Origin of the sequence: Pseudoalteromonas aliena (genome assembly GCF_038155085.1) — a bacterium.
GTDB lineage: Bacteria > Pseudomonadota > Gammaproteobacteria > Enterobacterales > Alteromonadaceae > Pseudoalteromonas > Pseudoalteromonas aliena_A.
This window is the reverse complement of the sequence record NZ_JBAKAU010000011.1, coordinates 125002-144758: the sequence shown is the minus strand read 5'-3', so window position 1 is coordinate 144758 and position 19757 is coordinate 125002. Positions and strand designations below refer to the sequence as shown.

The window sequence follows — 19757 nt, the reverse complement described above, 5'->3', positions numbered from 1 at the left end:
CCTTTTTTGAAGAAAACGTGAAATAAATGACTGTTCGCTGAGTATTTGAGCTAAATACGCTAAAAATACAACATAACTAGCACTTTTTTAACATTTTAGGTGTGTTAATTGGTTTATATAGAGAGTTTATTGAAACAACTTTATATAGAAACTTGCGCCCCACACGATCATAACGATCAACAATGAAAGTGTTACAGCTGCAGATCCCATATCTTTTGCCCGGCCTGAAAGCACATGACGCTCAGTACTTACGCGATCTGTTAATGCTTCTATTGCTGAATTAAGTAGCTCTACAATTAATATGATCAGTAATGTACTTACTAATAATGCCCAATGTAATACTGATGTAGCTAACCAAAATGAAATAGGCAGTAACACTACACTAAATACAAGCTCTTGCCTAAAGGCTGCTTCTTCTTTGAAGGCTGCTTTAAAGCCAAGGTAAGAACAATACGTTGCTTTAAAAACTCGCTTTAGGCCAAGGCCATTTGGCTTGAATACATCTTTCATTTGTAAGCTCTGTTAATAATAGTCAAAAGAAAGCCCCGCTTAGCGAGGCTTTTAAAATTTATATTTACGCTACACCGTATTGATCACGATACGCTTTAACAGATGCTAAATGCTCATCCATTGTGCCTTGGCTTTCAAGGTAACTAATTAGATCTGCCAATTTTACAATTGAGATCACTTTAGTATCAAAGTCGCGTTCAACCTCTTGTATAGCTGAAAGCTCTGCCTTACCTTTTTCTTGGCGATCGAGTGCTATTAATACGCCACTTAAGTCTGCGCCATTATCTGCGATGATTTCCATTGATTCACGAATTGCAGTACCCGCGGTGATCACATCATCCACCAGCATGATTTTACCATTTAATGATGAACCTACTAATGTACCGCCTTCACCATGTGCTTTTTTCTCTTTACGGTTAAAACAATAAGGCACATCTTTGTCGTAATGATCAGCCAACGCAACCGCAGTTGTTGTTGCAATTGGAATACCTTTATAAGCAGGACCAAATAAAACATCGTACTCTATTGCTGCATCTTCCAAAGCAGCAGCATAAAAGCGCCCTAAACGCGCTAAGTCACGACCCGTATTAAAAAGACCTGCATTAAAGAAGTACGGACTAGTACGGCCTGATTTAAGGGTAAACTCACCAAACTTCAGTACCTGCTTTTCAAGAGCAAATTCAATAAACTCTTTTTGATAATCTTTCATTGGGTTACTCGCTTATGCTAACGCTTGTTTTTGCACGTCGATGATCTCACGGATTGAATGCTTGGCTAACGTAAGTAGCTCATCTAACTCGTCGAACGAGAATGGCTCGCCCTCTGCGGTACCTTGTATTTCAATAATTTTACCTGTTTCGGTTAAAATTACGTTCATGTCAGTCTCAGCGGCAGAGTCTTCAATATACTCTAAATCACTAATTGCTTGGCCGTTGTAGATACCAACCGAAATAGCAGCAATCATGTGTTTGAGGGGGTTTGAATTGATCATCCCTTTTGCGCGCATGTGGGTAAGTGCGTCAACTAAAGCAACACATGCACCGCTAATAGAAGCTGTACGCGTTCCGCCGTCGGCTTGAATTACGTCACAGTCTATAGTAATCGTGTTTTCGCCAAGCGCTTTTAAGTCTACAGCAGCTCTTAATGCACGCGCAATTAAGCGTTGAATTTCCATTGTACGACCGCCCTGTTTACCACGTGCCGCTTCGCGAGCATTACGAGTATGCGTTGCGCGAGGTAACATACCATATTCAGCATTAACCCAACCCTTGCCTTGACCTTTCATGAAACGAGGAACACCCGCTTCAACAGTTGCAGTACAAAGTACTTTGGTGTTACCAAACTCTACTAGTACTGAGCCTTCAGCATGTAGAGTGTAATTACGTGTAAATGTAACAGGTCTAATTTGGTTAGGTGTTCTTTTGCTTGGACGCATGGACGATCCCCTTTATTCTGAATTTGCGACATTATAAGTGTATGTGAAGGTAGATGCCATGCTGATTGTAAAATATTCAGCCTAATAAATTTTCCCTAGAGGTTAAGTGGTGTTACGGTATAATCATCATAATATTGTATTTATAAATTTAGGAAAATATCCATGATCCACAGTATGACAGCTTATGCGCGTCGCGAAATAAAAGGCGATTGGGGTACTGGCACTTGGGAAGTTCGCTCAGTAAACCAGCGTTACCTTGAAACATTTATACGCGCACCAGAGCAATTTCGTGGCATGGAGCCAGTTATTCGTGAGCGTTTACGCAAACACTTACAACGCGGTAAAGTTGAGGTTTTTTTAAAATTCGTAGCAAATCCTGCTCATGTTGGTGAGCTCTCAATTAACCAAGCCCTAGCTGAGCAACTTATTAATAGCGCTAAATGGGTTCAACGACAAAGTAATGGCGACATTAATCCTGTTGATATACTGCGTTGGCCTGGTGTTATGGAAGCTGAAGAACTTGATATGGATAGCGTTAATACAGCACTAATAACTGGCCTTGATCAAGTAATCGAAGATTTTAAATCAGCACGTGGCGACGAAGGTGAAAACCTTGAAGAAATGATAGCCACCCGCCTTGATGCAATTTTAGAGCAAGTAGATATTGTAGAAACGCACATGCCTGAGATCACTCAATGGCAGCGTGAAAAGCTAGCGCAAAAGCTAGAAGATTTAACAGCAAACATTGACGAATCTCGCCTTGAACAAGAACTTATTTACCTTGCTCAAAAACAAGATGTTGCCGAAGAACTAGACCGCTTAAAGTCGCACGTAAAAGAAACACGAAAAATTCTTAAAAAAGGCGGAGCATGTGGCCGACGTCTAGACTTTATGATGCAAGAGTTTAACCGTGAAGCAAATACTCTCGCGTCTAAATCTATCAATAGTGACATCACTAGTGCAGCCGTAGAGCTCAAAGTGCTCATTGAGCAGATGCGAGAGCAGATCCAAAATATTGAATAATGCTATTTCAATTTTGTGACTCACTTGAGCACAATTAGTTAAATAAAGTACAATAGTATCATTAAAGGCTTGGGTTATTTTTGTAACTCAAGCCTGTTTATTTTTAAGTAGAGAAAAACATGGCTCAAACTCGCGGAAACTTATTTATCTTATCTGCGCCTTCTGGTGCGGGTAAATCTAGCTTAATTAATGCATTACTAAAAAAGCATGACGATATGAAAGTATCGGTATCGCATACTACACGCTCACCTCGCCCTGGTGAAGAAAACGCGGTCCACTATCACTTTGTAAGTGCCGATGAATTTAAAGCGTTAATTGCCAAAGATGATTTTTTTGAGTGGGCTCAAGTGTTTGATAACTACTACGGCACATCAAAGCAAGCAATTGAATCGCAGCTAAATGCAGGTATTGATGTATTTTTAGATATTGATTGGCAAGGAGCGCAACAGGTTCGTAAGATTATGCCTAGCGTACAGACTATTTTTATTTTACCGCCTTCAAAAGAAGAACTTGAGCAGCGTTTAAATAACCGCGGACAAGACTCAGCTGAGGTAATTGCTGGGCGTATGGCACAAGCACAATCAGAAACCTCGCATTATAATGAATACGACTTTGTAGTTGTAAATGATGAATTTGATACTGCTCTTAGTGATATAGAAACTATTGTGATGGCTCAGCGTTTAACACTAAAAGCGCAGCAAAACCGCCATCAAAACTTACTCAGCAGCTTACTTTAATAACTAAGCGGCGTTTAAATCAGTATTAGATATGTAAAACTGATAAAAATTAACCACTGGCTATTGGCGAAACTTGCTCCTTGGAGTAAACTACGCCTTTGCTTTTAAAATATTTTGGAGTGCTGAGATGGCTCGCGTAACAGTTGAAGATGCAGTAGATGCAGTTGGTAATCGTTTTGACTTAATTTTAGTTGCGGCTCGTCGTGCCCGCCAAATTGCTGTTGGTGGTAAAGATCCACTAGTAGATCCTGAAAACGATAAACCAACGGTAGTTGCTTTACGTGAAATTGAATTAGGTTTAGTTGATAGTTCATCAATGGACGTAATTGACCGTGAAGAACAACAACACCAAGAAGCAGCTGAATTAGCTGCTGTTGCTGCCATTGTTGGTGGCAATCAGTAATCGACCTCCCGGTCTGATTTAGCCAACGGCGCAGTATTTCTACTATAGCCGTTGGCAATCCTCTCTTTTCATCGTATATTCTTAACTTACCGTTACCTAATTTGCTTCACAAGAACATTGGAGTGTGAATGTATCTTTTTGAAGGTCTTAAAAAGAAAATCTCAGAATACTTGCCTACAGCAGATGTAGAGCTAGTTCAAAAATCCTACGTGGTAGCTAGAGAAGCCCATGAGGGACAAACTCGCTCAAGCGGCGAACCTTACATTACTCACCCCGTTGAAGTAACTCAAATTCTTGCTGGTATGCACCTTGATCATGAAACCCTCATGGCTGCTTTAATGCATGATGTAATTGAAGATACTGATTTTAGCCAACAAGATTTAGCCGAAATTTTTGGTGAAACAGTGGCTGAACTTGTAGAAGGTGTAAGTAAACTCGATAAACTCAGCTTTAAAGATAAAAAAGAATTCCAAGCTGAAAACTATCGCAAAATGATTATGGCAATGACCCAAGACATTCGGGTTATATTGATTAAGCTTGCTGATAGAACACACAATATGCGAACTTTAGGTGCACTGCGCCCAGATAAACGCCGCAGAATAGCACGCGAAACACTTGAAATTTACTCGCCAATAGCAAACCGCCTAGGTATTCACGATATTAAAAATGAACTTGAAGATTTAGGTTTTCAAGCTTTATATCCTATGCGTCATCGTGCACTAAAATCAGAAGTAGCTAAAGCACGCGGGAATCGTAAAGAAGTTATTTTTAATATTCAAAATGAAATTGAAGCACGTCTTGAAGAATGTGGAATAAAAGCAACAGTGTCAGGCCGTGAAAAACATTTATATAGTATTTACAAAAAAATGTTGAATAAAGAGCTGCTGTTTAACGAAGTTATGGATATTTACGCATTTAGAATTGCTGTTGATTCTATGGATACATGTTATCGCGTGCTAGGTGTTGCTCATAATCTTTATAAACCAATTGAAACACGCTTTAAAGATTATATTGCGGTTCCTAAAACAAATGGCTATCAATCACTACATACTTCTTTAGTTGGTCCACATGGTATTCCTGTTGAAATTCAAATTCGTACCCACGATATGGATCATATGGCCGATAAAGGTGTAGCTGCACACTGGATGTATAAAAAAGCAGGTGATGGAGCAGGTAATACAGCGCAACAACGTGCACGCCAATGGATGCAAAGCCTATTAGAACTACAGCAAAGTGCAGGCTCATCATTTGAATTTATTGAAAACGTAAAAACTGAGTTATTTCCAGAAGAAATTTACGTATTTACGCCTGACGGTCGTATTGTTGAGTTACCAATGGGTGCTACAGCAGTGGATTTTGCCTATGCTGTTCATACTGATGTCGGCAACACTTGCGTAGGCGCACGCGTAAATCGTAAACCTCACCCTTTAAGTAGACCTTTGGATACAGGGCAAACCATAGAAATAATTACAAGCTCAGGCGCACACCCTAATGCAACATGGCTTAACTTTATTGTTACTGGTAAAGCACGTATAGGTGTACGTAATTATCTTAGAAGTCAACATCATGAAGAAGCGTTGCTTTTAGGTCGTCGTTTACTCGACTCTGCACTAGGCGAAAACAAACTCGATAGCATTGCCGATGAAAATATAGCAAGAGTACTCGAAGAGCATGAACTTTCTACAGTCCTCGAACTGCTTGTAGAAATCGGCTCTGGTAATTTAATGAGTATGTTGATTGCTAAGCGCTTACTACAAGGCGATAACGATGATTTAGCTGATATAACAAACCAAGCTAAAGCAACTATCATTGGTACTGAGGGTATGTTAGTTAATTACTCTAAGTGTTGTCGTCCAGTGCCTGGGGATGCAATTACTGCGCATATAAGCCAAGGCAAGGGTCTAACTGTTCATCGCCAAGAATGTAAAAACATACGAGGCTGGGAAAATGAGCCCTCTAAATACTTAGTTGTAAAGTGGGACGATAGCCCAGAAAAAGAATATATTGCCGCTCTAAGAGTTGAAATTATCAACCATCAAGGGGCACTTGCTAAATTAACCAATGTTGTTGCCACAACTCAGGCCAACATTGTAGAAATTGCGACTGATGAAAAAGAAAGTAATTTATACGTGATAGATTTAGGGATTACCGTTAAAAACCGTATCCATGTTGCTAACATCATGCGCCGTATTCGCGTTATGCCTGATGTACAAAAAGTCTATCGTAAAAAATAAAATAGGAAACACATGAATAAAGCATTTATCTCTACCGACAAAGCACCTGCAGCTATTGGCACATATAGCCAAGCAGTTAAAGTAGGTACTGCTGTTTACTTATCTGGTCAGATTCCATTAGTACCAGAGACGATGGAAATGATTTCTGAAGATTTTAGTGAACAAACGCATCAGGTATTTAGAAATATTACAGCGGTATGTGAAGAAGCTGGCGGGAAAATTCAAGATTTGGTTAAAATAAACATCTATCTAACTGATTTATCTAACTTCGCCACAGTAAATGAAGTGATGAGCCAATACTTTAAGCAACCTTACCCAGCGAGAGCTGCACTAGGTGTTCGTGCATTGCCAAAAGGTGCGCAGGTTGAAATAGATGGAATAATGGAGCTACCTTCTACAAATTAAATGTTACTCTAAAGCTATAGCGCTATGCTATAGCTCTCTTGTCCTCTAGCTCTATCAATTTGTTTTTTCTGATTTCTTGACTCAAAACTAAATCTCTAGCACTCTATAATTATATTATTAATACAAACTCTACTTTTCTAATATAAAAGGATTAACTTTTGTTTAAGCTTGCTCATAATGGCAATGTTTTACTTGACGTAAGTAAACATCTTCCTCCAAGTGCTGCATTCGTAATTGAAGCTCTTGAGAGGTCGACTTTCTGCGACTGCAAAATTGATCATGAGGCCATTCACAACTTTTTTAAAAATAAGAGTACTGAATCAGTCTTAGTCGTAGCAAGTAAACATAACGCATCACTAAATGTATCAATTAGCGATGATAAAATGCTTGCTACTGGTGAACTAACCTTAGCACAAGGCGGCAAGAAGTTAAGCTTAGAGGATGCAAAAAAACAGTTAGTAAAGGCAGGAATAGTCCGTGGCTACAAACAAATATTCTTAGAGCAGCTACTACAAAAACAATTTGAATTATCTGCTGGTACTTTAATAAAAGGAACTCTCGCTAAAGGCCGCTTACCTGCTGAAGGAGTTGCAACAGAATTTGTAGTTACCGTTGAAACACTTAAAGATCGTCTCAAGAAACCTAAATTAAAAGAAGATGGCAGTGTCGATATGCGTGATTTCGGTAAACTTGCAAGTGTCGAGCCGGGTTCGGTACTAATAAGACAACAGCCAGCAACACCTGGCAAAGAAGGATTTACAGTAACGGGTGATATTCTTCCTGCAAAACCAGGAGAAAACAAACAGTTAATAGCAGGAGAAGGAACTGAAATATCAAAAGTAAACCCTTTAGAACTAGTGGCTACTATGTCTGGAGTACCCGTTGAGATTAACAACGGTATGCGAGTAGACGATATTTTTACAATTTCTGATGTGAATGTTAAAAGTGGCCATATAGAGTTTGAAGGTAGTGTAATTGTAACTCGCAATATAGAACCAGGTATGAGGGTTAGCGCCAAAGGTGATATAACTATTTTTGGTACAGTTGAGTCTGGTGAAGTAAAAGCAGGAGGTAATATTACTGTAAAGCAAGGAGTTATTGGACATCATAAATCTGAAGATAGAATTCTCTCCTGTAAACTTATTTGCAATGGTGATATACATGTATCTCATGCTCAATATTGTTACCTAGAAGCTAATAATATTTTTATTGATCGTCAAGCAAGCCACTGTATGATAGAAGCAAATCAGCTACTCCAAGTTGGTCAAACCAATACACCTAAAGGTAAGCTTTTTGGTGGAGAAGTATTAAATGCCTCAGCACTTATAACTGGTGAAATTGGCAATGAATCTGGTGCCAAAATGGTTATTAATCTGGCAACCTCAGCTAAAGACATTACAAAAAAATCAGATAATTGCTTTAAGAACTTAGCAAAAACAGATGAACAACTAACTACTTTGCAGGCAGCGCTTGAAAAAGCAGAATTAGTGAAAGATACAGAAAAGAAAAATACACTCATAACTAAAATTGGTGCAACTCAATTACATTATTGTGAACAAGCTGAGCAACTTGAAAAAGATTTATCAATTCTAGAAAACGACCTACTCAGCCTATTAGATAATACCCAACTTGCTGTTAATACTGTCTTACACTCAGGGGTAGAAATCCATATATTTGACAAGGTTCTTAAAACAACCCGTAATTACCCCCCATGTGTTGTTAAACTAGAAAATAATAAAATCGAAATTGAGTTTAAAACGTCATAACCAAAGTATTTATAACACTTTGGTTTTATTACTATAGTAAGTCACTTACCTCAGCATGTGTTTGCTGCGGCCATACTCCCACTTGTACTTGACCAATATGCTGTTTTTGTAGCAAGAGCATAGCCAAGCGCGACTGCCCTATTCCACCGCCAATCGTTTGCGGAAACTTACTTTGTAGTAGCGCTTTATGCCAATCAAACTCTAAGCGGTCTTCATCTCCAGTTGTGCTTAACTGCGCTTTTAAAACCTCAGGGCTTACACGTATACCCATTGATGAAATTTCAAATGCATTTTCAAGTACTGAGTTCCATACTAAAATATCACCATTTAAACCCATATATTGATCGCATGTTGGCGTAGACCAATCATCGTAATCTGGAGCTCTTATATCATGGATTTTGCCATCACCAAGCGTGCCACCAATACCAATTAAAAATACAGCACCATATTCTTGTGCAATGGCTTTTTCGCGATGCTTGGCGCTAAAGTCAGGATACATTTTACGTAGCTCTTCGCTGTGCACAAACTTAATGTCGTCCGGTAAAAAAGGCGTCAAACCATAAGACTCACTTACAAAAGCTTCAGTTTCTTTTATCCCTTTATAAATAGATTGAACAGTTTGCTTTAGTGTTGCCAGCGAACGCTCTGTGGTTTCATTAATTACTTTTTCCCAATCCCATTGATCAACATATACAGAATGAATAGGACTTAATGAATCTTCATCTGGGCGCAAAGCTTTCATTTGAGTGTAAATTCCCTCACCAACACCAAAGCCATAAGTTGCAAGTGTTTTACGTTTCCACTTAGCCAGTGAATGCACCACTTCGTAGCGGCTATCTGCAATCGCTTTCACATTTACAGCAACTGCGTTTTCATGGCCGCTTAAGTTATCTTGCGTACCGTCACCTACTTTAGCCAGAATAGGAGCTTGAATCTCAACCAGCCCAAGTTGGGTTTCTAGTTGCTGTGAAAAAAATTGCTTAACTTTACTTATTTGCTGCTGTTGCTGCACATAGTGTGAACTCATAATAATTGGCCTCATTCCCAGTTATTGTTACTTGCTTAATTAATAAAAAGCCCCCTAATGAGCGCCTTTAATGAAGTTAATTTAACCATTTGATGAATTAATTCAATATCCCACAACAAAAATAGCTTCAATATATAAAAAGCATTAATTAAATGGTATAAAAACTATATATTCGATAATTTCATAATGAAAATATAATGGAAAATTATTTGATCGATAATCTCGATAAACAGATACTTCATGCGTTAATGGAAAATGCCCGTACTGCGTACGCCGAATTAGCAAAAAGATTTAATGTAAGCGCGGGGACAATTCACGTAAGAATTGAAAAAATGAAGCAAGCAGGGATCATTACAGGCACCCAATTAACGATTAATACTAAACAGCTCGGCTACGATGTATGCTGCTTTATAGGCATTAATTTAAATAACGCACGTGATTACCCGCAAACGCTTATAAAGCTAGAAGCATTGGAGGAAGTGGTAGAGGCTTATTACACAACAGGTAACTACAGTATATTTATAAAGGTAATGACAAAGTCCATTGATCACTTACAAGATGTGCTGATTAATAAAATACAGGCAATAGAAGCCATTCAATCAACAGAAACACTTATTTCTCTACAAAACCCAATTAGCCGTACGGTAATGCCTTAACTGTAAAAATCTCGTATAATTGCCGAAAAAAGAGGATAACCATGCAGCAAACTCGCTATCAAAGAATCGAAGACGTACTTTCGCGCCGCCAAACAGACTTAACTGTGTGTTTAGAAGACGTGCACAAACACCATAACTTATCTGCAATTGTACGAAGTGCTGATGCGGTTGGTTGCCATCACGTACATGCTGTATGGCCTGAAAAACAGAAATGGCTAACAAATAACACCTCTGGTGGCAGTAAAAACTGGCTAGAAACGCACCTACACAGAAACATTGATGATGCCGTAGTGGCAATGCGTGAACGCAATCCAGAAATACAAATATTAGCGACTCATCTATCAGAAGATGCCGTTGATTTTAGAGAAGTAGATTACACCAAGCCAACGGCTATTATTGTGGGCCAAGAAAAAACGGGGATCTCAGAAAAAGCCCTAGAATATGCCGATCAAAATATTATTATTCCAATGCAAGGCATGGTGCAATCACTAAATGTTTCGGTTGCTGCTGCGCTAATATTGTTTGAAGCACAGCGCCAACGCGAGCTGGCTGGTTTATATAATAGAGATATGCTGAGCGCCGAAGTTAAGCACCCACTTTACTTTGAAGGCTGCCATCCTATTATTGCAAGGCAGTGTAAACAAAAAAAATTACCTTATCCTGCACTTGATGAAAACGGCGAAATAGTCGCTGACGAGCAATTTTGGCAAGCTTTAAAACATACTTGATGGACCAAAGCTCTGTAAGTACACTTAACTTATTCACAAATAATAAGATTGATATAATTTGTCTAAACCTAGCTTAAATCAATACCCAATTACAGAGCTCAAAGGGGTCGGCCCAAAAATGGCTGAGCGTTTGTTAAAGCTAGGTATTTTAACTGTGCAAGATATGCTTTTTCACTTGCCACTTCGCTATGAAGATCGTACTCGCTTATACGCGATTAGCGAATTGTCACTTCACAGCCACGTAAGTGTTGAAGCAACAATTGAAACAAGCCAAATTACGTTTGGTAAAAGGCGCATGCTTGTGTGCCAAATCAATGATGGTACTGGCAGGCTAACACTACGATTTTTTAATTTTACCGCCGCACAAAAAAACGCATTTAACGCTGGTAAAATAATACGCTGCTTTGGTGAAGTGCGCCGTGGCCGCGTTGGCTTTGAAATGAGTCATCCTGAATACAGCATCAGCGATACCTCTAACGAGCAGCCGGTAGCGACGACATTAACGCCCGTTTATTCAACAACCGAAGGTTTAAAGCAACTATCGATTAGAGCCTTAAGCGAACAGGCTATTGATTTACTACATAAATACTCAGTAGAAGAACTACTGCCTTCACAGTGGCAGCCATCAAATATGCCGCTAAGTGACGCCTTATTATTACTGCACCGCCCACCAAATGATGCTGATGTCACTGCATTAGAGCAAGGTACTCACCCTGCTCAACAGCGCCTTGTATTTGAGGAGTTACTTGCTCAAAACCTCAGCTTATTAAAAGTACGAGAGCAAGGGCAACAAGTTAAAGCCGTGGCATTAAATCCGGTAAACACATTAGAAAGCCAGTTTTTAGAGCAACTTCCTTTTGCACCCACAAATGCGCAAAGCCGCGTAGTTGCTGAAATTAAAGGTGATATGCAACACGCGTATCCTATGATGCGTTTAGTACAAGGCGATGTAGGCTCAGGTAAAACCCTAGTAGCAGCACTTAGTGCACTAACAGCCATTGCGCAGGGCTTTCAAGTAGCTTTAATGGCGCCAACAGAGATTTTATCAGAGCAACATGGCGTTAATTTTACAACGTGGTTTAATCAACTAGGTATAACCGTTGCTTGGCTTGGCGGTAAAACAAAAGGCAAAGAGCGCGTAGCAACACTTGAAAAAATAGCCTCTGGTGAGGCGCAAATGATTGTAGGTACTCACGCTTTATTTCAAGATGAAGTTAAGTTTAATAACTTAGTACTTATCGTTATTGATGAACAACACCGCTTTGGTGTCCACCAGCGTTTATCACTGCGTGAAAAAGGTAAGTTTGGTGATTGTCACCCTCATCAACTAGTCATGACCGCAACACCCATTCCACGTACACTCGCTATGACCGCCTATGCCGACTTAGAAACCTCGGTCATTGACGAGCTGCCACCAGGGCGTACACCAATCACAACAGTGGCACTTCCTGATACTCGCAGAGACGATATTATTGCCCGCGTTAAATTAGCGTGTAACGAGCAAGGCCGCCAAGTTTATTGGGTGTGTACACTTATTGATGAGTCTGAAGTACTGCAATGCCAAGCCGCCGAAGACAGTGCACTGCAATTAAAAGAAGCATTACCAGAGCTAAACGTAGGCTTAGTACATGGCCGAATGAAATCAGCAGAAAAACAAGCCATTATGAGCGAGTTTAAAGCAGGTAATATACATGTTTTAGTTGCCACGACAGTTATTGAAGTTGGTGTTGATGTCCCTAATGCGAGCTTAATCATTATAGAAAACCCCGAGCGCTTAGGCTTAGCACAGCTGCATCAGTTACGTGGGCGAGTTGGCCGTGGCGCAACGGCATCGCATTGTGTGCTTTTATATCACGCACCACTGTCTCATACCGCTCAAAAGCGATTAGGTGTACTACGCGATAGCAACGATGGTTTTGTGATAGCTGAGCGCGATTTAGAAATTCGAGGCCCTGGTGAAGTACTTGGTACAAAACAAACAGGGTTAGCCGAGTTTAAAATTGCCGATCTTACCCGTGATAAACACATACTTAATCAAGTAAGACCTGTTGCACAGAAAATGCTAAAACAGTACCCACAGCAAGTAGATTCCCTCATTAATAGATGGCTTGGTAATAAGTCTAATTATGCACAAGCATAGGTGTGGCTATTAACCCACATATGCAGTAACGACTCATCAATACCAAATACACATGAACTGAGCTCAATTTTTACTGATTCTTACAAGTAACAAAAAGTACCAAAAAATCTCGTACTGTGATTAAATCTTCCTTGGTTGAATAAGCTCCAATCCTGAGATATCAACATCCGCTAATAGCCATTTTTTATAATTAATACAAAAATGGCGCTCAATGAGCGCCACTTTCAATTTAATTAAAAATACTTATTCTGTATCTGGCAAATTACGGCCATAGAATATTTCTTGCATTTCACGGGTAAGTTTTGAGCGAATTTCTTCTTCTTCACCCTCTGATAAATCTGCCGTAGAAAGTCCGAATAAATACGTGTTTAAATCAGTTTCTTTTAACATCATTTTAGTGTGGAACAGGTTTTCTTGATACACGTTGACGTCCATCATTTGATACGCTTCTTTGGTATCTTCTGTCATGAAGTTTTGAATCGAGCTAATAGCATGATCAATGTAGTGTTTAACGCCGTTTATGTCGCGGGTAAAACCACGAACGCGGTAGTCAATTGTTACCACATCTGACTCAAGGCTATGAATTAAGAAGTTTAACGCTTTAAGTGGCGAAATAATGCCACAGGTAGACACTTCAATATCAGCACGAAATGTACAAATACCATCATCTGGGTGAGCTTCGGGGTATGTATGTACACAAATGTGGCTTTTATCTAGGTGCGCAACAACTGAATCAGGTAATGGGCCTGGTGCTTCGTCAGCATCGTAATTTTGCTGCTCTTCTACTGGTTCTTCAGATACCAAAATAGTTACACTTGCGCCTTGTGGTTCATAGTCTTGGCGCGCTACATTCAAAATGTTGGCACCAATAATATCAACAACTTCACCTAAAATATCGGTTAGTCTATCTGCACTGTACTGCTCATCGATATATTCAATATATTCTTTACGTTGTTGCTCAGTCTTTGCGTAGCAAATATCGTAAATACTAAAGCTCAAACTTTTAGTTAAATTATTAAAACCATGAAGTTTAAGTTTATCGAAGGGTTTGTTCATAATAAACCAACCTATAAATTAGTGAACTCTGCACCTGCAGAATGAAAAGTTCGCGGATTTTATACGAATTTCCCTCGTGGAAAAAGCGTTATTTTGCTTGTTCTTGAACAACTTCGTGGCTATGCGTAATTTCTACTGTTTTATCAAGCATTAATGCAACCGAACAATACTTTTCAGCAGAGAGGGATACGGCGCGTGCAAGGTGTTTTTCAGACACATTATTACCCTTAACAACAAAGTGTAAGTTGATTTTAGTAAATACGCGTGGGGCTGTTTCTGCGCGCTCAGCACTTAATTGGACCTGCACGTCTGAAAAATCTTGTTTGGCTTTTTTTAAAATACTGACAACATCGACTGACGAACAACAGCCAACCGACATTAAAACCATTTCCATAGGGCTTGGCGCTGCACTATCGCTACCAGCGTCAAAAACAACATTATGATTAGAATTAGAACGACCGATAAACGTATCGCCCTCAACCCATTTTACATTTGCTTGCATGTGCTTATCTCAAAAAATATTTTCTTGATTGTAAGCAACTTAGCCGCAGTTGCAAATGAAAATGTACTAAGCGGCTATATAGCAATTGATTAATACTGTTGCGAGACTGCATTATCGAATAAGTTTTTAACTAAACCAGCAAATTCATCTATAAAAGCATGTTGCTCAACTGTAACTGGCTGAGAGGTAATACTACTGAGAACTTCTTCTAAATCATAAACTATGCCATCAACTTCACGCACAATTAAGCTACGTTGCTCTGTATTTAGCTCTGTGTGCTGCTCGCAGATAAGCATCACGTTTTGTGCAATGACATCTTCAATTAATTCCATAACCGTGGGGGCATTCGGTTTTATTTCACCTGGCTTCTCAAACAACGCTAAATTTTGAGTAAGATACATGATTAAATCATCATACCCTTGCCTATCTAAAACCATTTTCATACCACCATAAAATAATCATTTCTCTGATTTAAGCAGAAAGCAATTCAAATTACTAGCTTTGCACGGTGGCAATACAAAAAAAGCAGCCAATGCTGCTTTTCTAGTTATTTAGTACCAAACAAGGTTAATCTATTTTTAAGCCTGGGCTTAGTGTTGCAGGCATCGCTACTTTTTCAAGCTCTACTGAAGCAACTGGGTATGCACAGTAATCAGCTGCGTAATACGCGCTTGCTCTGTGATTACCCGACGCGCCAATACCACCAAATGGTGCTGCGCTTGATGCACCCGTAATTGGACGGTTCCAGTTAACAATACCCGCGCGAATACGACGTAAAAAATGGTCGTAGTCGGCTTCGCTGTCACTGAGTAAGCCTGCCGATAAACCAAACGTTGTGTCGTTTGCTTTATCAATTGCTTGGTCAAAGCTATCAAAGCGGAATACTTTTAAAAGTGGGCCAAAATGTTCTTCATCAGGGAAATCACTAATAGCTGTACACTCAATAATACCTGGCGTTACAAAGCCTGTATTTGCTGTGTGCTCAAGCTCTACTAGTACTTGAGCGCCAAGTTCAACTAACTCGCTTTGTGCTTTAACCATACCTGCAGCTGCCGCTGATGAGATCATAGAGCCCATAAATGGCTGATCTGCATCGTCATAGTTGCCTACTTTAATGGCTTTAGTTGCAGTGATAAGGCGCTCTAAAATTGCATCGCCTTTGCTACCTTTAGGTAAAAACAATTTACGTGCACACGTACAACGCTGGCCGCTTGAAATAAACGCCGATTGAATAATATCGTGTACAACTGCTTTGGTATCTTCAACGTCGGTAATAATAAGCGGGTTATTGCCACCCATTTCAAGCGCTAAAATTTTACCCGGCTGACCTGCAAACTGCTCATGTAAAATATGACCCGTGCGCGAAGAACCCGTAAAGAACAAGCCATCAATACCTTTGTGAGCAGCGAGGGCTTTGCCCGTTTCTACTTCACCTTGAACAAGATTGATAACACCTGCTGGTAAACCTGCTTTTTCCCAAAGTTTAAGCGTAAGCTCGGCAACTTTTGGAGTTAGCTCTGATGGTTTAAACACAACTGTGTTACCCGCTAAAAGCGCAGGAACAATGTGGCCGTTAGGCAAATGCCCTGGGAAGTTATACGGGCCAAATACCGCTACCACGCCATGTGGCTTATGACGGATCATGGCACGCCCTAGTGGCATTGCGTTTTCTACGTCGCCTGTGCGCTCTAAAAATGCTTTTTCTGAAATGGCAATTTTACCAACCATAGCGCCCGCTTCTGTGCGTGTCTCCCACAGTGGTTTACCTGTTTCTTGTGCAATAGTGATGGCAAGCTCTTCGCTGTTTTCTTTTAATTGTGCTGCGAATGCTTGAACTATTTCTAAACGCTCAGTAAAGCTTTTATCAGCCCAAACATAAAACGCTTCGCGCGCTGCATTTACTGCGGTGTCTACTTGCGCCGCAGTTGCCGATGATGCCTGCCAAATAACGTCGTTATTTGCAGGGTTTACTGAGTTAAATTTTGTGCCTTGGCCTTGTGACCATTGACCATTAATAAATTGTGCAGGATGAGTCATTATACTTTCTCCTAAATTAAACTGGGGTTGCGCTTACTGTATCGCCAGCTTGCAGTTGCAGTGCATCGGCTAACTCTTGCGATAAAACAAGACTGTCTGCTCTGTCGTCATAAGACATAGGCGCTACGGTTGCTCTAAAACCTTCAAGCTTTTCGTTGGCTAAAAGCACCATGGTATCGCCTGACGCTTCGCCTATTTCAACTTTAAAGTTATGTGCATTACGAATAGTGGCAATGTTATCTACTTTTGCTTCAACCGTTGGGCCGGCGTCAAAAATGTCTACGTAGCCATTAAACGTAAAGCCTTCGCTTTTTAAAAGCTCAATAGCTGGGCGTGTGTTGTCGTGCACCTTACCAATGACCGCTTGCGCATCTTTGCTTAGCAAGTTTACGTAAATTGGGTACTTTGGCATTAGCTCTGCAATAAATACCTTTTGGCCAATACCTGTTAGATAGTCGGCTGTAGGAAAGTCCATTGAGAAAAAGTGCTCTTCTAACCACTGCCAAAAAGGACTACTGCCGCTTTCGTCAGACACACCGCGCATTTCTGCAATTACGGTTTGTGCAAAACGTGCCTGATGTTGCTTAATAAACATAAAGCGCGCTTTTGAAAGAAGTTTACCGTTACAGTTTTTACGATAGCCATCTTTTAAAAATAGCGTACATAATTCTGTTGCACCGGTGTAGTCATTACACAGCGTTAAAATATCAACGGCTTTGTATACATCTAATGTGCGTGATGAATGAATCACTTTACTTAAGTGGTAATGATAAAACGCATCATCAAGGCCTACAGCTGCTTCTATTGCAGATGTGCCAACTACTTCACCTGTTTCGCTATCTTCAAGAACAAACAAGTAGCCTTCGTCACCGGGTTGTGACGTTTGTTTAGCAAATGAGCTTACTGAATGGTCAATCTTTTTTTGTAATAGCTCTTCATTTAAAGGCAAAGACGTAAAACCATGCCCTGATTCGTGGGCAATTTTCAGTAATGCTGAGTAATCATTTTGCTGGATTGGGCGAAGGATCATCATGAGTCCGCTTGCTCCCTTATAAATAACGGTAAATAGGATTTACAGGGCAAACACGGTTTGCCCTTAATTACTTGGCTAGAGTAGTTTATGCGTTTACTACACTTGCTACTGCTTTTTCAAAGCGTGCCATACCTTCACGAATATCTGCTTCAGTAATAACTAGTGAAGGAGTAAAACGAACTACGTCAGCGCCTGCCACTAATGACATTAAGCCTTGCTCAGTACCCGCTACTAAAAATTCTTTAGCACGGCCTTTGTATTGCTCGTTTACTACTGCACCAATTAATAAACCTTGGCCACGAATTTCGCTAAATACATTGTATTTTTCGTTAACGGCTGCAAGTAGCTCATTAAATAATGCGGCTTTTTCTTTTACGCCAGCAAGTACCTCTGGTGTGTTTACAGTATCGAACGCAGCTTCTGCAACGGCACATGCAAGTGGGTTACCACCGTATGTAGAGCCATGAGTACCTACTTTAAGGTGCTGTGCAATCTCAGTCGTTGTGATCATAGCGCCAATAGGGAAACCACCGCCAAGTGCTTTAGCCGACGTTAAAATGTCAGGTACTACATTTAAACCTTGATATGCGTATAGCTCGCCTGTGCGGCCTACACCTGTTTGTACTTCATCAAAAATAAGTAGAGCGTTATGCTTAGTACATAAATCGCGAACACCTTGAGCAAACTCATCAGTTGGCGAAACAATACCGCCCTCACCTTGAAGTGGCTCCATCATTACGGCACATGTTTTGTCGCTAATTAGTTTTTCAAAAGCAGCTAGGTCGTTGTAATCGCAATGAACGATATCGCCTGGCTTAGGACCAAAACCATCGGAATATGCCGCTTGGCCGCCAACAGTTACGGTAAAGAATGTACGACCGTGGAAACCTTTGTTGAATGCGATGATTTGTGATTTTTCTGCGCCAAATTTATCAAGTGCAAAACGACGCGCTAATTTAAGTGCGGCTTCGTTTGCTTCAGCACCAGAGTTGGCAAAGTAAACTTTTTCAGCAAATGTCGCATCAACCATTTTTTTAGCTAGACGAAGTGCTGGCTCGTTAGTCATAACATTTGAAAGATGCCAGATTTTTTCGCCTTGCTCTTTTAATGCGCCTACTAATGCAGGGTGGCAATGACCTAGACAGTTAACTGCAATACCACCAGCAAAATCGATAAACTCTCGACCTTGTTGATCCCATACGCGAGAGCCTTCGCCTCGAACAGGAATTACGCTTGAAGGTGCGTAGTTAGGAACCATTACTTGATCAAATAATTCTCGATTGACTGTCATTTTATTTCCTCTTAATTGTGAGCAACACAAAACATCAAAATAGGTGTTTGGTTAATGTTTGTAACCAACTTAATAGGCAAAATCAGACCCTGATAATTGCGCAAAATTGCTTTGTGGTTCAATTTTCAGACGCACATTATTTCAGAATTAATGAGTACTGTCTCGTTAAAAACTTTCATCTACCCCTTGAAAATAAAGGGCTTGGGATATTATTTCATAGATAGTGAATAACTATTAGCAAAGTGAATAACCACCGCATTTTAGGCTCTTTGCGGCTGCGTATTGAACTGCGGCTAGCTTTAAGCGCTAATAAGTTACTATAAGAAAGCGTGTAGGATGAATGATTAGTCGCAAAAAAATTAACAAAAAATTCAGATTTTTAGTCAATTTGAATAGCTAAATTGGTAAAATTACTTGTTTTAAGGGTTTTTAGTTCCGTTTTAGTGAACTTAAAATACGAAAACCACGCGACTATTTCATTAGGCTCAATAAGCTGATGCTCTTTTAAGCTTAAATACTGAGAGTAACTATGGTTTTTTAGCATAACTTCAGTTAAAAGAAATATTGAATCAGCTTTCTCTACCCCATTAACAAACTGCTGCATTACGCTTTCAAACGATAAATACTTGAACGTCATTGTATCTATTACTCTAGTGCTTACGTCTAAAGATTTACTGTTAAGTAGTGTTGCTAAAGTCAGGTTTAACCTCTAATAATACGGTGTGTAGGTTTTGTTACTTTCCTTACCAGCAAGTTTTGCTTTGCCATACTTGC

20 protein-coding genes are annotated in these 19757 nt (G+C 39.9%); 9 read left to right on the top strand and 11 right to left on the bottom strand.

Annotation, left to right across the window (positions count from 1 at the left end):
* Positions 1-126 precede the first annotated feature (126 nt).
* From V6260_RS12315 to rph, 3 genes are all read right to left on the bottom strand, one after another.
* Positions 127-510: a diacylglycerol kinase gene (locus tag V6260_RS12315; RefSeq protein ID WP_341594428.1), complete on the bottom strand. Its 384-nt coding sequence runs from the start codon at positions 508-510 to the stop codon at positions 127-129.
* A gap of 64 nt (positions 511-574) precedes the next feature.
* A complete protein-coding gene (gene pyrE, locus V6260_RS12310; RefSeq protein WP_341594426.1) occupies positions 575-1219 on the bottom strand; it encodes an orotate phosphoribosyltransferase in 645 nt (214 codons plus the stop codon).
* Positions 1220-1231: 12 nt separating this feature from the next.
* Entirely contained in the window at positions 1232-1945 is a 714-nt protein-coding gene (gene rph / locus V6260_RS12305) for a ribonuclease PH (protein WP_341594424.1), read from the bottom strand.
* Between the two features lie 162 nt (positions 1946-2107).
* On the opposite strand from rph, the gene V6260_RS12300 reads away from it, so the two are divergent.
* The 6 genes from V6260_RS12300 to V6260_RS12275 all read left to right on the top strand — a co-directional run bounded on the left by V6260_RS12300 (position 2108) and on the right by V6260_RS12275 (position 8513).
* A complete protein-coding gene (locus tag V6260_RS12300) occupies positions 2108-2968 on the top strand; it encodes a YicC/YloC family endoribonuclease (protein ID WP_341594422.1) in 861 nt (286 codons plus the stop codon).
* Positions 2969-3087: 119 nt separating this feature from the next.
* On the top strand, positions 3088-3705 hold the full coding sequence (gene gmk, locus V6260_RS12295; protein ID WP_341594420.1) for a guanylate kinase: 618 nt from the start codon (positions 3088-3090) through the stop codon (positions 3703-3705).
* Between the two features lie 127 nt (positions 3706-3832).
* Entirely contained in the window at positions 3833-4108 is a 276-nt protein-coding gene (gene rpoZ, locus V6260_RS12290) for a DNA-directed RNA polymerase subunit omega (protein ID WP_058548747.1), read from the top strand.
* 128 nt (positions 4109-4236) lie between these two features.
* Positions 4237-6342: a bifunctional GTP diphosphokinase/guanosine-3',5'-bis pyrophosphate 3'-pyrophosphohydrolase gene (gene spoT, locus V6260_RS12285; protein ID WP_341594416.1), complete on the top strand. Its 2106-nt coding sequence runs from the start codon at positions 4237-4239 to the stop codon at positions 6340-6342.
* A 12-nt stretch (positions 6343-6354) separates the two neighbouring features.
* Complete coding sequence (locus V6260_RS12280; RefSeq protein WP_341594414.1) at positions 6355-6747, top strand: RidA family protein; 393 nt, start codon at positions 6355-6357, stop codon at positions 6745-6747.
* Positions 6748-6905: 158 nt separating this feature from the next.
* Positions 6906-8513: a FapA family protein gene (locus V6260_RS12275; protein ID WP_341594412.1), complete on the top strand. Its 1608-nt coding sequence runs from the start codon at positions 6906-6908 to the stop codon at positions 8511-8513.
* Positions 8514-8544: 31 nt separating this feature from the next.
* On the opposite strand, the gene asnA is transcribed toward V6260_RS12275, so the two are convergent.
* On the bottom strand, positions 8545-9540 hold the full coding sequence (asnA, locus tag V6260_RS12270; protein WP_341594410.1) for an aspartate--ammonia ligase: 996 nt from the start codon (positions 9538-9540) through the stop codon (positions 8545-8547).
* A 194-nt stretch (positions 9541-9734) separates the two neighbouring features.
* Between asnA and asnC the strand changes: the two genes are divergently transcribed.
* From asnC to recG, 3 genes are read left to right on the top strand one after another with little or no spacing between them, the layout of a single operon-like run.
* Complete coding sequence (gene asnC, locus V6260_RS12265) at positions 9735-10196, top strand: transcriptional regulator AsnC (RefSeq protein WP_341594436.1); 462 nt, start codon at positions 9735-9737, stop codon at positions 10194-10196.
* 41 nt (positions 10197-10237) lie between these two features.
* The gene (trmH, locus tag V6260_RS12260; protein ID WP_076925783.1) at positions 10238-10924 is read left to right on the top strand and encodes a tRNA (guanosine(18)-2'-O)-methyltransferase TrmH; all 687 of its coding nucleotides are present in this window, start codon (positions 10238-10240) and stop codon (positions 10922-10924) included.
* Positions 10925-10982: 58 nt separating this feature from the next.
* Positions 10983-13064 (top strand): ATP-dependent DNA helicase RecG, encoded by a 2082-nt coding sequence (gene recG, locus V6260_RS12255; protein WP_341594407.1) that lies wholly within the window; start codon positions 10983-10985, stop codon positions 13062-13064.
* Positions 13065-13307: 243 nt separating this feature from the next.
* On the opposite strand, the gene speD is transcribed toward recG, so the two are convergent.
* The 7 genes from speD to V6260_RS12220 all read right to left on the bottom strand — a co-directional run bounded on the left by speD (position 13308) and on the right by V6260_RS12220 (position 19620).
* A complete protein-coding gene (speD, locus tag V6260_RS12250; RefSeq protein WP_341594405.1) occupies positions 13308-14120 on the bottom strand; it encodes an adenosylmethionine decarboxylase in 813 nt (270 codons plus the stop codon).
* An 88-nt stretch (positions 14121-14208) separates the two neighbouring features.
* Positions 14209-14622 carry an OsmC family protein gene (locus tag V6260_RS12245; RefSeq protein WP_341594403.1) on the bottom strand — a complete coding sequence of 138 codons (414 nt, stop codon included), beginning with the start codon at positions 14620-14622 and terminating at the stop codon, positions 14209-14211.
* 89 nt (positions 14623-14711) lie between these two features.
* On the bottom strand, positions 14712-15059 hold the full coding sequence (locus tag V6260_RS12240; RefSeq protein WP_341594434.1) for a DUF3802 family protein: 348 nt from the start codon (positions 15057-15059) through the stop codon (positions 14712-14714).
* 130 nt (positions 15060-15189) lie between these two features.
* Positions 15190-16659 carry a succinylglutamate-semialdehyde dehydrogenase gene (gene astD / locus V6260_RS12235; protein ID WP_341594401.1) on the bottom strand — a complete coding sequence of 490 codons (1470 nt, stop codon included), beginning with the start codon at positions 16657-16659 and terminating at the stop codon, positions 15190-15192.
* A gap of 16 nt (positions 16660-16675) precedes the next feature.
* Positions 16676-17692 (bottom strand): arginine N-succinyltransferase, encoded by a 1017-nt coding sequence (astA, locus tag V6260_RS12230; RefSeq protein ID WP_211000933.1) that lies wholly within the window; start codon positions 17690-17692, stop codon positions 16676-16678.
* 85 nt (positions 17693-17777) lie between these two features.
* Positions 17778-18983 (bottom strand): aspartate aminotransferase family protein, encoded by a 1206-nt coding sequence (locus tag V6260_RS12225; protein WP_341594397.1) that lies wholly within the window; start codon positions 18981-18983, stop codon positions 17778-17780.
* A gap of 379 nt (positions 18984-19362) precedes the next feature.
* Positions 19363-19620, bottom strand: a complete 258-nt coding sequence (locus V6260_RS12220) for a hypothetical protein (protein WP_341594395.1) — start codon at positions 19618-19620, stop codon at positions 19363-19365.
* Positions 19621-19757: the final 137 nt, after the last annotated feature.